This window comes from Bordetella sputigena (assembly GCF_965137885.1).
In the GTDB taxonomy this organism is placed as follows: Bacteria; Pseudomonadota; Gammaproteobacteria; order Burkholderiales; family Burkholderiaceae_B; genus Bordetella_C; species Bordetella_C sputigena.
This window is the reverse complement of the sequence record NZ_CBCSCA010000002.1, coordinates 106438-119012: the sequence shown is the minus strand read 5'-3', so window position 1 is coordinate 119012 and position 12575 is coordinate 106438. Positions and strand designations below refer to the sequence as shown.

At 69.2% G+C, this 12575-nt stretch carries 11 protein-coding genes; 9 read left to right on the top strand and 2 right to left on the bottom strand.

Going from position 1 to position 12575, the window contains the following annotated elements:
* Window positions 1-165: 165 nt before the first annotated feature.
* On the top strand, window positions 166-669 hold the full coding sequence (locus ACNA0R_RS03720) for a hypothetical protein (RefSeq protein ID WP_415824570.1): 504 nt from the start codon (window positions 166-168) through the stop codon (window positions 667-669).
* A gap of 7 nt (window positions 670-676) precedes the next feature.
* Here the strand turns inward: ACNA0R_RS03720 and ACNA0R_RS03715 are convergent, their stop codons facing one another.
* Entirely contained in the window at window positions 677-1375 is a 699-nt protein-coding gene (locus ACNA0R_RS03715; protein WP_415824569.1) for a chorismate--pyruvate lyase family protein, read from the bottom strand.
* Between the two features lie 74 nt (window positions 1376-1449).
* On the opposite strand from ACNA0R_RS03715, the gene ACNA0R_RS03710 reads away from it, so the two are divergent.
* Window positions 1450-2181 (top strand): pseudouridine synthase, encoded by a 732-nt coding sequence (locus ACNA0R_RS03710; RefSeq protein ID WP_415824568.1) that lies wholly within the window; start codon window positions 1450-1452, stop codon window positions 2179-2181.
* A gap of 27 nt (window positions 2182-2208) precedes the next feature.
* On the opposite strand, the gene ACNA0R_RS03705 is transcribed toward ACNA0R_RS03710, so the two are convergent.
* Complete coding sequence (locus ACNA0R_RS03705) at window positions 2209-3105, bottom strand: LysR family transcriptional regulator (RefSeq protein WP_415824567.1); 897 nt, start codon at window positions 3103-3105, stop codon at window positions 2209-2211.
* Window positions 3106-3239: 134 nt separating this feature from the next.
* On the opposite strand from ACNA0R_RS03705, the gene ACNA0R_RS03700 reads away from it, so the two are divergent.
* Genes ACNA0R_RS03700 through ACNA0R_RS03670 form a run of 7 tightly spaced genes read left to right on the top strand, consistent with a single transcriptional unit; the run spans window position 3240 to window position 12574 of the window.
* Window positions 3240-4424, top strand: a complete 1185-nt coding sequence (locus ACNA0R_RS03700; RefSeq protein ID WP_415824566.1) for a mandelate racemase/muconate lactonizing enzyme family protein — start codon at window positions 3240-3242, stop codon at window positions 4422-4424.
* 57 nt (window positions 4425-4481) lie between these two features.
* The gene (locus ACNA0R_RS03695; protein WP_415824565.1) at window positions 4482-5468 is read left to right on the top strand and encodes a tripartite tricarboxylate transporter substrate binding protein; all 987 of its coding nucleotides are present in this window, start codon (window positions 4482-4484) and stop codon (window positions 5466-5468) included.
* 16 nt (window positions 5469-5484) lie between these two features.
* Window positions 5485-6939 carry an aldehyde dehydrogenase family protein gene (locus ACNA0R_RS03690; RefSeq protein ID WP_415824564.1) on the top strand — a complete coding sequence of 485 codons (1455 nt, stop codon included), beginning with the start codon at window positions 5485-5487 and terminating at the stop codon, window positions 6937-6939.
* A gap of 59 nt (window positions 6940-6998) precedes the next feature.
* A complete protein-coding gene (locus ACNA0R_RS03685) occupies window positions 6999-8009 on the top strand; it encodes a Bug family tripartite tricarboxylate transporter substrate binding protein (protein ID WP_415824563.1) in 1011 nt (336 codons plus the stop codon).
* Window positions 8010-8019: 10 nt separating this feature from the next.
* On the top strand, window positions 8020-11199 hold the full coding sequence (locus ACNA0R_RS03680) for a xanthine dehydrogenase family protein molybdopterin-binding subunit (protein WP_415824562.1): 3180 nt from the start codon (window positions 8020-8022) through the stop codon (window positions 11197-11199).
* The gene (locus ACNA0R_RS03675; RefSeq protein ID WP_415824561.1) at window positions 11196-12029 is read left to right on the top strand and encodes an FAD binding domain-containing protein; all 834 of its coding nucleotides are present in this window, start codon (window positions 11196-11198) and stop codon (window positions 12027-12029) included. The genes ACNA0R_RS03680 and ACNA0R_RS03675 overlap by 4 nt, the downstream gene beginning before the upstream one ends.
* Complete coding sequence (locus ACNA0R_RS03670; RefSeq protein WP_415824560.1) at window positions 12026-12574, top strand: (2Fe-2S)-binding protein; 549 nt, start codon at window positions 12026-12028, stop codon at window positions 12572-12574. The genes ACNA0R_RS03675 and ACNA0R_RS03670 overlap by 4 nt, the downstream gene beginning before the upstream one ends.
* The last annotated feature ends 1 nt before the right edge of the window (window position 12575 follow it).

The following is a 12575-nucleotide window of genomic DNA, read 5'->3' as shown; positions in this document are numbered from 1 at the left end:
CTGACGCCGGCATCGCGGGTCCGCCGAATAAGCGCGCTTCCGGCCTCTTGTTCGGTTGCTCGCGCGGCGGGGCCGCGGCGTTATGATCCGCCCATTGCAGAGCACGCCGGCGCCGATGCCACGCACCGAGGCGGCCGGCCTTGCCATTCGCGTAAAGGAAGGGGAATGGGGAATTTCGGCTTGCAGGACATCGCCAATGCCGCCGGCGGCCTGTTGGACGGGCGCCGGCCGGACAGGATGGGCGGCAGCGGCGTGCAAGGCTTGGGCGGCGCCGATGGCGGCTTCGACCAGTTGTTCAAACACGCGGCGGACAACCGGGCCACGGGCTCCGCGGCCGAGCCCGGATCGAGCGGCGCGGCCGGCGCAGGCCAACGCCGCGGCATGGCGGACCCCGAACAGTGGGCGGCATCGCACGGCGCGCCCGCCGGCAACCCGGGCGCCCGGTCCGCCGCCGCGGAGCAGCTATCCGACTATCTGTCCATGCCCTTGGGCAAGCGCATGTTCTACATGATGCTGGCGAGCATGGGCATCAGCCAGGAACAGTACGACGCCATGTCGCCCGAAGAGCAGGCGAAAGTGGCGGCGCAGGTCGCGCAGCGGCTGAAGGACAGCGCCGAGTCGCAGAAGCAGGCATCGCGGGACAAGGACGCCGAGACGGCCGGCGTCTGACCGCGCGCTATGCGGGCCGGCGATCGCCGGCCTTGGACCAGAACCCGGGCATGAATCCTTCCGCCACCAGCAAAGGCTGCCCGTGGCGCCAGAACACCGATCGGCGCGCGAGAATGCGCGATTCGCGATCGACGGCCGCGCGGATCGCGAGCTGGCGGTTGACGATTTCTCCGGCTACGGCTGCCCGGCTGCCGGCCGCGTCCGCGTTCCGCGCCCAATCGCGCATATCCACGACCTTGCCGTCTTGCCCGATGACCGCGGCTTCCGCCAGGACCGCGCGCGCGGTGTCGTAGAAGGGCACGCCCGGCGCCAGGCGCCGGCATTCGAATGCCGTACGCCGCACGGTGCGGTCGTGATAGAGCATATCGGCCAACGGCCGGGTACGCAGGCGCCGCATGCCCTGCCAGGTGCCGCGGGACGCGTCCAGCGGTGTCAGGCTGCGCGCGGCCACGGCGTCGATGCCGTCGACCGACATCAGGACTTCACGCACCCATACCATGGCGCCGGGCCGCAGCCGCATGGCGCGCGCTTCTTCGCCGGGCGCGGCCTGCGCATACTCGGCCAGCACGCGCAGGCGGAATTCGCCCACTTGGCGCAGGCCGGCGGTCAATGCGCCGGGACGGAACAGCCAGAATTTCTGGGTGAAGGTGCAGGAAGGCGGGGGGAGCGGCATCCAGCCGCGACTGCCGGGATGAGGAATCTTCATGGCGACGTATTATCCCGCAAGCGCGGGGCGGTATCGCCAAAGCCGCTAGAATGTCGGCTTTCGCGACACGCTTCATGGAAAAAGTACGCATCTCCAAGCTCATGTCGGAACGCGGCCTGTGTTCCCGGCGCGAGGCCGACAGCTATATCGAGCGCGGCTGGGTGCGCGTGGACGGCGAAGTGGTGTCCGAACTGGGCGCCAAGGCCTATCCCAGCCAGACCATCACGCTGGAGCGCGCCGCGCAGGCGCGGCAGCAGGAGCGCGTCACCATCCTGATCCACAAGCCCATGGGCTACGTATCGGGCCAGGCGGAAGACGGCTATCAACCCGCCGCGGCATTGATCAACCCGCGGTCGCGCGCGGCCAACGATCGTGCGCCGCTGCGTTTCGACCGGGCCCATCTGCGCGGACTGGCGGTGGCGGGGCGGCTGGACATCGATTCCACCGGCCTGCTGGTGCTGACGCAGGACGGCCGCATCGCCAAGCAGTTGATCGGCGAGGACTCCGGCATCGAAAAGGAATACCTGGTGCGCGTCCAGGGGCGCCTGGGCGAACAAGGGCTGGCGCTGCTGAACCATGGCCTGTCGCTGGACGGCAAGCCCTTGCGGCCGGCCAGGGTGGCCTGGCAGAACCAGGATCAGCTGCGTTTCATCCTGAAGGAAGGCAAGAAGCGCCAGATCCGCCGGATGTGCGAACTGGTCGGGCTGAAGGTGATCGGCCTGAAGCGCGTGCGCGTCGGCCGCGTGATGCTGGGCGACCTGCAGCCGGGCCAATGGCGCTATCTGCGGGACGACGAACGCTTCTGACAAGGCGTGCGCGGCCGGTCGCGGCACTTATGCGCTGGTCATCTCGCGCACATGTCCCAATAGCACGCGCAGGAAGGCGGACGCCGCCGCGCCCGGCGTGCGGCGCGGATGCGTCACGCACACGATCTGCCGCGTCAGGCGCGGGCGCACGATGGCGTGGCTGCGCACGCGGCCCAGGGCAATCTCGCCCCGCACCGCGACCTGCGGCAGGAGCGACGCGAAATCGCTGCCGTGCACCAGCTTCAGGATGGCGCTGATCGAGTCGATTTCCACGGCGGGGGCCAGGTCCACGTCTTCGGCCTGCGCGAAGCTTTCGATAATGCCGCGCAGGCCATGCTGGCGCGTGGGCAGCACCAGCTTCATATTGGCCAGGCGCCGCAGGGGGACTTCGGCCGGCAGGTCGGCGTGCTGGTTGCCCGTGACCAGCACCAGGTTTTCTTCCGCGATGGGTTCGGTCGCCAGCGCGAGCGGGCGGCGCGGCTTGTTGATGACCGCCGCATCCAGCTGGCCGCCGGCGACCGCATCGATCAGGCCGCCGCTATAGCCGTCCACCAGGGCCAGCGCGACCTTGGGATGCAGTTGGGTAAAGGCCATCAAGGCGTCCACCATCACGCCCTGGGCGATGGTGGCGATCATGCCCACCCGGACCTGGCCGCTGAGCTCCGCGTCGGTCTCCAGGACCTGTTCGCGCGCACGGGCGAAATCCGCCAGTACCGGGCTGAATATGCGGTACATCTGCCGTGCTTCCGGCGTGGGCTGCATGCCGCTGGAACTGCGCACGAAAAGCTGGCGCCCCGTCTCCTGCTCCAGTTTCGCGATCTGCATGCTGAGCGCGGGCTGCACGATATTGAGCCGGCGCGCCGCGCGCGTCACCGAGCCTTCTTCATACAGGCATACGAAGTATTGGATCTGCCGGAATTCCACGGCCGGGCCTCTCTGTTCGGACTATCAGATGGATTGATAGACAGGATAACTTAATATTAATTGTCATGATGCGGCGAGCTTCCTAAACTTTCTTGCACCGGCCCGATCGAGGCCGCGACCAGGAGACAGGATTCATGCAGCCCATGCCCGCGCAGGCGCACACAGCCGACGCACCGGAACTCGCCATCGTCGCCGTCCAGGCATGGGCGACGTCCTTTCCGGTCCCGCAGGCGCACAGCGTCCGGCTGGGCGTGGGACGTACCCTGAAGCGGGACGCGGTCGTGGTCAAGGTGACGACGGCGGGCGGGCTGGTGGGCTGGGGCGAATCGCATCACGGACGCGCGCATTCCAGCATCGCCCATTTCGTCAATCACGCCCTGGCGCCCATGGTGGCGGGCATGAACGCGGCGGACGTCAACGGCGTATGGCAGCGCGTCTACGCGCGCCAGCTGGCCAGCCATGGCATAGGCGCCGGGTGCGCCATCGCCATGAGCGGCATCGACATGGCCTTGTGGGATATCCGCGCCAAGGCGGTGGGCTGGCCCTTGTATCGCCTGCTGGGCGGCGCGGCCAGGCGCATTCCCGCCTACGCCGGCGGTGTGGCGCTGGGCTGGCAGGAACCCGCCGCGCTGGTCGAAGAAGCCGGCGCGCATGTACGGGCCGGCTACAAGGCCGTCAAGCTGCGCCTGGGCGACTCCGTCGCGCGCGACGTGGCGCGCGTGCAGGCCGTGCGCGATGCCTTCGGCGGCGATCTGACCATTCTCGCGGACGCCAATGCGGCGTACACGCTGGACGACGCGCGCCAGGCGATACCGGCGCTGGACGCACTGGGCGTGGGTTGGCTGGAAGAGCCTTTCCCCGCGCATGACTACCGCAACTATGAAAGGGCGCGCGCGTTCGGGCGGATCGCCTTCGCCGCGGGCGAGAACCACTACACGCGTTTCGAGTTCAGCCGGCTGGTCGACGACCGCGTGGTCGACATCCTGCAGCCGGATCTGTCCAAAACCGGCGGCATTACCGAAACCCTGCGCATCGCCGCGCTCGGATCGGCCTACAAGCTGCCGGTGCATCCGCACTCGTCGATGACGGGCATCAACATGGCGGCTACGCTGCATGTGCTGGCGGCCATCGACCACGGCGGCTATTTCGAGGCCGACGTGTCGCGCGGCAATCTGTTCCGCGATGTGCTGGTGGCCACGCCTTTCGCCATCGGCGAGGATGGTTGCGTGGCGCCGCCGCAAGGTCCCGGCATAGGCGTGGAGGTCGACGAGGCCTTCATCGCCGCCCACCCGGCCATCGAGGGACCTGCCTACGCATGACCGTATGGCGCATGCCGCGCGCGCCGACCTATCCATAAAAAATCGAGGAGACCTGGTATGCATGCATTCCGCCGCAGCCTGACGTTGACCGCCGCCATTCTGGCCGCGGGCCTGATCATGGGTATGAGTACGGCCCGGGCACAGGACGATGCCTATCCCGCCAAGGCTGTCCGCATCGTGGTGCCGTATCCCGCGGGCGGTTTCAACGACACGCTGGGCCGGCTGGCCGCCGCCAAGCTCGGCGCCAAATGGAAGCAGCCGGTGATCGTGGAGAACAAGCCCGGCGGCGGCACGGTGATAGGCACGCAGGCCGTGGCGATGGCGCCGCCGGACGGCTACACGCTGCTGGTGGTGCAGTTTCCCTTTGCGTCGAATCCTTCGCTGTACAAGCTGCCGTACGACACGGAGAAGGCGTTCGCGCCCGTCATCCTGGCCGGCCGTTCGCCGATGATGCTGGTCACGCATGCCGGCAGCCCCTTCCACAGCCTCAAGGACGTGCTGGCGAAGGCCAAGGCCAAGCCCGGCAGCCTGAACTACGGCTCATCCGGACCGGGTTCGTCGAACCATCTGGCGATGGCCCTGTTCGAGAGCCTGTCCGGCACGAAGATGACGCAGGTGCCCTACAAAGGCAGCACGCCCATGCTGACGGACCTGGCCGGCGGCCAGTTCGACGTGGCGATGGACCTGTTGCCGAATGCGCTGCCTTTCCTGAAATCAGGAAAGGTGCGCCCGCTGGCGGTGGCCAGCGCGACGCGCACGCCCTTGATGCCGGAGCTGCCCACCGCCGCCGAAGCCGGCCTGCCGGGCTACGAGGTCCAGTCCTGGCACGGCTTCGTCGTGCCGGCCGGCACGCCCCCCGCCATCATCGACAAATTGAATCGCGACCTGAATGAAGTCCTGGCCATGCCGGACGTCAAAGAGGCTTTCGCCCAACAGGGCGTGGTGCCGGATGGTGGTACGCCGGAGGTGTTCCGCACCTTTATCGCCGGCCAGATGGCTTTGTGGAAGAAGGTCGTGCGTGACGGCCATATCACGGTGGAATAAGGCAGTGGACCGCAACATGGACTATACGCAGGCGAACAATCTGATCGACGGACGGTGGCAGGACGCCCAGGCCGGGCAATGGGGCGATAGCGTCAACCCCGCGGATGGCGCCGTGCTGGGGCGCTACGCCGCTTCCGCGCGCGCCGACGCGGATGCCGCCATCGCCGCCGCGCGGCGCGCCTTCGACCGGCCGTCGTGGGCGCGCGACCCGCGCCTGCGCCAGATGGTCATGCTGCGCTGGGCCGACGCCATGGAAGCGCGCGCCGACCCGCTGGCGCGCCTGCTGACATCGGAGAACGGCAAGGTGCTGGCGCAGTCGCGCGGCGAGATCGCCGGCGCCGTGTCGGAGATCCGCTATTACGCCGGCCTGACGCGCTATATGCCGGGCCATGTATTCGAAGTCGAACCCGGCGCGTTCTCGACGCTGCTGAAGGAGCCGGCCGGCGTGGCGGGCATCATCGTGCCGTGGAACGCGCCGGCCGTGCTGCTGATCCGTTCGCTGGCGCCCGCGCTGGCGGCGGGCTGCACCGCCGTCATCAAGCCGGCGCCGCAAACGGCGCTGCTCAGCGCGGCGCTGCTCGCCGCCCTGCATGAGGCGCAAGGCCTGCCGCCCGGCGTCGTGAATCTGGTCAGTGAAGCGGGACACGAGGTGGCCGCGCGGCTGGTGGAGTCGCCGGACGTGGATGTCATCAGCTTCACCGGCTCGAACGCCGTCGGCCAGCGCATCATGGCCGCGGCCGCGCCGACCATGAAAAAGCTTTCGCTGGAACTGGGCGGAAAATCGTCCTGCCTGGTGTTCGATGACGCCGACATCGCCACGGTGGCGCCCGCGCTGGCCGCGGCCGCCACCATCATCAGCGGCCAGCAATGCACGGCCGCGCGCCGGGTGCTGGTGCATGCGCGGCACTACGAGGCCATGAAGCAGGCCCTGGCCGATGCGCTGCGCGCGCAGCGGGTCGGGCCTGGCCTGGCCGAAGGCGTCGGCATGGGGCCGCTGATCGACGCGGCCGCCGCCGATAGCGTGGGCGCGCGCATCGCGCAGGCCATGGACGCCGCCGACGAAGTGGTGCTGCGCGGCGAGCGGCTGGGCGGCGCGCTGGCGGGCGGCGCCTTCCTGAGTCCGACGCTGGTCGCGCATCGCGATACGCACGCCTTCTTCATCCAGGAAGAAATATTCGGACCGCTGGTGGTGATCGAACGCTTCGAGGACGAGGCCGAGGCCATCGCGCGCGCCAATCATTCGGAATACGGCCTGTCGGCCAGCGTCTGGACGCGCGACGGCGCCCGCGCCATGCGCGTGGCGCGGGCGCTGAAGAACGGCACGGTGTGGATCAACGAACACAACAAGCTGTTCGCGGAGGCCGAAACAGGCGGCTATCGCCGCAGCGGCCTGGGCCGCCTGCATGGCTACGACGCATTGATCGATTTCCAGGAAATCAAGCACATCTACCAGCAGGTGGGCGTGGCTTGAGAGCACGGCCGTCCGGACATCGGTCCAGGCCGGCATATATCTATAACGAGGAGGGACATATGCAATCCATGAACATCGCGCGCCGCTGCGGCGCGGTACTGGCCGCGGCGTGCCTGGGCCTGGCGTTGGGCAGCGCCAACGTAGCGCTGGCCGCGGAGGGCGCATCCGCGACCAATTACCCGGACAACGCGATGCGCATCATCGTGCCGTATACGCCGGGCGGCTTCAACGACACCATGGCGCGCGTGCTGGGCAAGAAGCTGACCGACGCCTGGCACCAGCCCGTCATCGTGGAAAACCGGCCCGGCGCCGGCACCGTGGTGGGCACGGAAGCGGGCGCCCGCGCCAACCCGGACGGCTATACGCTGGTGGTCGTGGGATTCCCGCTGGTGGTGAACCAGTACATCTATTCCAAGCTGCCCTATGACACGAAGCGCGACTTCGTGCCGGTATTGCTGGCGGGGCAGACACCCAACGTACTGCTGGTGCGCAGCGAATCGCCCATCAAGTCCTTGCCCGACCTGGTGGCCAGGGCCAAGGCCAACCCGGGCAAGATGAACTATGCGTCCGCCGGCAATGGCACCTCGCTGCATCTGGCGATGGAATACTTCAAGAACGTGACCGGTACGGACATGAATCAGATCCCGTACAAGGGCAGCGCGCCCATGGTCACTGCCTTGCTGGGCGGGCAGGTCGACGTCATGTTCGACAACCTGCCGAACGCCTTGCCGCAGATCAAGGCGGGCAAGATGCGCGCGTTGGGCATCACCACGGCCAAGCGCCTGCCCTCGGTGCCCGACATCCCGACAGTCGCCGAACAAGGCTATCCCGGCTTCGAGGTCTCGGTGTGGTATGGCCTGGCGGTGCCGCGCGGCACGCCCAAGGCCATCGTCGAGAAGCTCAACACGCAACTGAACAAAGCCCTGCAGGATGCGGACGTGAAGTCGGTTTTCGACGCGCAGGGCGTGCAGATACTGGGCGGCTCCACGGCGGACTTCGACAAATTCTTCCAGGCCCAGGACGCCAAATGGGAGCCGGTGATCAAGAAGGCCGGCATCCGGGCCGAGTGAGCGCAGCACCATGACGGTTACCACGCTGGATCCCACCTCCGCAACCGCGCCGGACCGCGGGCGTCATCTTGGACGCGCCGCCGCGCGCGTCGAGGACCGCGCGCTGCTGACCGGCCGCGGCAGCTATGGCGACGATGCGGCGCTTCGGCCCGGCACCCTGCATGCCGCGGTGGTGCGTTCGCCGCATGCGCATGCGCGGCTGATCGAGGTCCGCGCGTCGCGCGCCGAAGCGATGCCGGGCGTGCGCGCGGTGTTGACCGGCGCCGATGTGCGCCGCTGGTCCAAGCCCTTCATCGTCGGCGTCAAGCAGCCGATGGACCTGTGGGCGCTGGCCGTGGACAAGGTGCGCTACGTGGGGGAGCCGGTGGCCGTGGTGGTGGCGGAAAGCCGCTATCTGGCGGAAGACGCGGCCGAGCTGGTGGAAGCCGACTACGAGCCGCTGCCCGCGGTCATCGATATCGAAAGCGCCATCGCGCCGGACGCGCCGGTGCTGCATGAGCAGGTCGGCAGCAACGTGGTCAGCGATCGCGACTTCTGCTATGGCGATCCGGACGGCGCGTTCGCGGCCGCGCCGCGGCGCGTGGCGCTGACGCTGCGCTACCCGCGCAATTCGTGCACGCCCATCGAAACCGCCGTGGTGGTGGCGCAATACATTTCCGAGCAGGACGGCTACGACGTCCAGTCGAATTTCATGGGGCCGTTCTCGCTGCATACCGTGATGGCCATGGCCCTGAAAGTGCCGGGCAACCGGCTGCGCCACCGCACTTTCGCCGATTCCGGCGGCAGCTTCGGCGTCAAGCAGGCGGTGATGAGCGCCGTCGTGCTGATGTGCCTGGCGGCGCGCAAGGCCGGCGCGCCCGTGAAATGGGTGGAAGATCGCCTGGAACATCTGGCGGCGGCCACCTCGGCCACCGCGCGCTTGTGTCATGCGGAGGCGGCGGTCGCGGAGGACGGACGCATCCTGGCCCTGTCGCTCGACCAGTTCGACGATTGCGGCGGCTATCTGCGCGCGCCGGAGCCCGCCACTTTCTACCGCATGCACGGCTGCCTGACCGGCGCGTACGCGATCGAGCACCTGCGCGTGCGCAACCGCGTGGTTCTGACCAGCAAGACCCCGACCGGTCTGGTGCGCGGCTTCGGCGGCGCGCAGACCTATTTCGTGCTTGAACGGCTGGCGCAGCGTATCGCCGTCGAGCTGGACATGGACCCGCTGGATGTCTACCGGCGCAATTTCATCGCGCGCGATGCCTTCCCGTATCGCGCCGCGGCCGGCGCGTTGATCGACTCGGGCGATTACCAGAAGGCGCTGGAGCTTGCCGTGCGCGAGGGCGGGCTGGACGAACTGCGCGCCCGCCAGGCCGTCGCGCGCGCGCAGGGCCGGCTGTACGGCATAGGCTTCGCCGCCATCGTCGAGCCGTCGATTTCCAATATGGGCTACATCACCACGGCCCTGACGCGCGAGCAGCGCGCCAAGGCCGGGCCCAAGAACGGCGGCATCGCGGCCGCCACCGTGGCCATCGATCCGCTGGGCGGCATTACCGTCACCGTCGCGTCTTCGCCGGCGGGGCAGGGGCATCGGACCGTGTGCGCGCAGGTCGCGGCGGAGGTCTTCGGCGTGGCGCTCGAAGACGTCATGGTGAACGTGGAGTTCGACACGACCAAGGATGCGTGGTCGGTAGCGGCGGGCAACTATTCCAGCCGCTTCGCCGGCGCGGTGGCGGGGACGCTGCATATCGCCTGCCGGCGCCTGCGCGACAAGCTGGCGCGCATCGCGGCGGCGGCGCTGGCGTGCGAACCCGGCGACATCGAATTCGAAGGCGGCAAGGTGTATCCGCGCCACGCGCCGGATCGCGCGCTGCCGTTTTCGCGCTTCGCCGCCGGGCCGCACTGGGCGCCGGGCCTGCTGCCCGCGGGCGAGGAGCCCGGCTTGCGCGAGACCGCCTTCTGGACGCCGCCGCAACTGACCGCGCCGGACGAGGACGATCGCGTCAATACCTCGGCGGCCTATGGCTTCGCCTTCGATATCTGCGCGGTCGAGGTCGATCGCGATACGGGCCGCGTGCGCATCGATCGCTACGTCACGACGCACGATGCGGGCACCTTGCTGAATCCGGCGCTGGCCGACGGCCAGATCCGTGGCGCCTTCGCCCAGGGGCTGGGCGCGGCCCTGATGGAGGAATTCCGCTACGGCGCCGACGGCAGTTTCCAAACCGGGACCTTCGCGGACTATCTGGTGCCCACCACCTGCGAAGTGCCCGAGCCGATGATCCTGCACCTGGAAACGCCCAGTCCCTTCACGCCGCTGGGCGCCAAGGGGCTGGGTGAGGGCAACAACATGAGCACGCCGCCTTGTATCGCCAATGCGGTGGCCGATGCGCTGGGTTGCGCCGACATCGAATTGCCCCTGACGCCGGCGCGTGTGATGGCGCTGCTCGGTATCGACGATCCGCCGCCGTCGGCGGCGGTGGCGGCATCGCTGGAGGCGGCCACGGCGGGCGCGGACGGCGCATGGGGCGAGTCGGGCGGCATGGGTCATGGCGCTACAGGCCCGGGCGGTGCGGGTGGTCCGGACGCCACGGGTGGCGCGAGTGGCACAGGTAGCACGGTTGGCAAGACCGGCGCGGCCGGCAAGGGCGGCGGCGGCCAGGGCGCGGGACGAGCCGGCGGCAAGGCCTTGTCGGCGCGCGGCGAGATCCAGCTGGCGGCGACGCCGCAAGCCGTATTCGACGTGCTGATGGATCCGGCCGCGCTGGCGCGCGTGATCCCCGGATGCCACGCCCTGGAAGAAATCGCGCCGCACCGCTACCGCGCCGACGTAACGGTGGGCGTGGGCATGATCAAGGCCCGGTACGCGGCCGAGGTGGCGCTGAGCGACCTGGATCCGCCGCATCGCCTGCGGCTGGCGGGCTCCGGCCTGTCCGGCATGGGCGCGGCGCAGGGCAGCGGCCTGGTGTCGCTGGAGCCGCGCGATGGCGGCTGTCTGCTGCGCTACGACTATGAAGCCCAGGTATCGGGCAAGGTCGCGGCGGTGGGCGGCCGCATGTTGGAGGGCGCCGCCAAGATCGTCTTGCGTCAGCTGTTCGAGCAATTGGGACGCCAGGCCGCCGGCGGCGGGCGTGCCGGCACGGCCACCGCCACGCCCGCGTCCTGGTGGCGGCGCCTGCTGCGCCGCCTGGGAGTATCGCGATGAAGCCGCCCGCTTTCGACTACCTGCGCGCCGACAGCGCCGACGAGGCCGTGGCGCAACTGCGCGAGCTGGGCGAGGACGCCCGCATCCTGGCCGGCGGGCAATCGCTGATGGCGGTGCTGAACATGCGCCTGGCGCAGCCGGCCGCGCTGATCGATATTTCCCGCGCGGCCGACCTGGATTATGTGCGGACCGGCGGCGGCATGCTGGCGGTGGGCGCGGCCGCGACGCAGGCCAGCGTGGAGTGGCGTGACACGCTGGCGCGCGAAGTCCCGCTGCTCCGGCAGGCCTTTCCGTATATCTCGCACTTCCAGATCCGCAATCGCGGCACGGTGTGCGGCTCCGTGGCGCATGCCGATCCCAGCGCGGAGCTGCCGTTGGCCCTGCTGGCGCTGGGCGGCGAGGTCGTGCTGCGGAACGCGGCGCGCCGGCGCACGGTGGCGGCGGAGGATTTCTTCCAGGGCATGCTGATGACGGCGCGCGCGCCCGATGAATTGCTGGAGGAGGTGCGGTTTCCGCTGACCGTGAAGGGACAGCGCTGCGCCTTCACGGAGTTCTCCGCGCGCCATGGCGATTTCGCCATCGTCGCGGTCGCCGCCGTGGCCGGCCCCGACGGGCTGCGCCTGGCCGTGGGCGGCGTGGCGGACCGGCCGCGGCTGGCGTGCTGGCCGGCCGATCTGCGCGGCGCGGATCTGGCGGCCGCCCTCAACGATTTCGCCTGGCAGCTCGAAGCGCAGGGCGACGCGCATGCCAGCGCCAGCTTCCGACGCCATCTGGTCCGGCGTTTGGGCGGGCAGGTGCTGCACCAGGTGATGGAGACATCGAACACATGAAGCAGATCGCCCGCGACAGCCTGCACACCGTGCGGCTGCAATTGAATGGCGTCGAACGCGGCGCGCCCTGCGCCTCGCGCACGCTGCTATCGGATTTCCTGCGCGAAGGCCTGGGCGCGACCGGTACCCACGTCGGCTGCGAACACGGCGTCTGTGGCGCCTGCACCGTGCAGATCGACGGCGTCGCCCAGCGCTCGTGCATGACCCTGGCGGTGCAGGCCGAAGGACGGCGCGTCGATACGGTCGAAGGACTGTGCGCCGCCGACGGCCCGCTGTCCGACCTGCAGGCCGCCTTCCAGCGCCACCATGCCCTGCAATGCGGCTTCTGCACGGCCGGCATTCTGATGTCCTGCGACGACTACCTGCGCCGGCGCCCGGATCCGACCGAGGCCGAAGTCCGCGAGATGTTGTCGGGGCATCTGTGCCGCTGCACGGGATACACGCCCATCGTGCGCGCGGTCCTGGAGACCGCCGCGCAGCGCCGCGCCGCGACGGACGCGTCCGCGCCGTCGGAGTCCCCAGTCACGTCGTCTACGGAATCCTGAC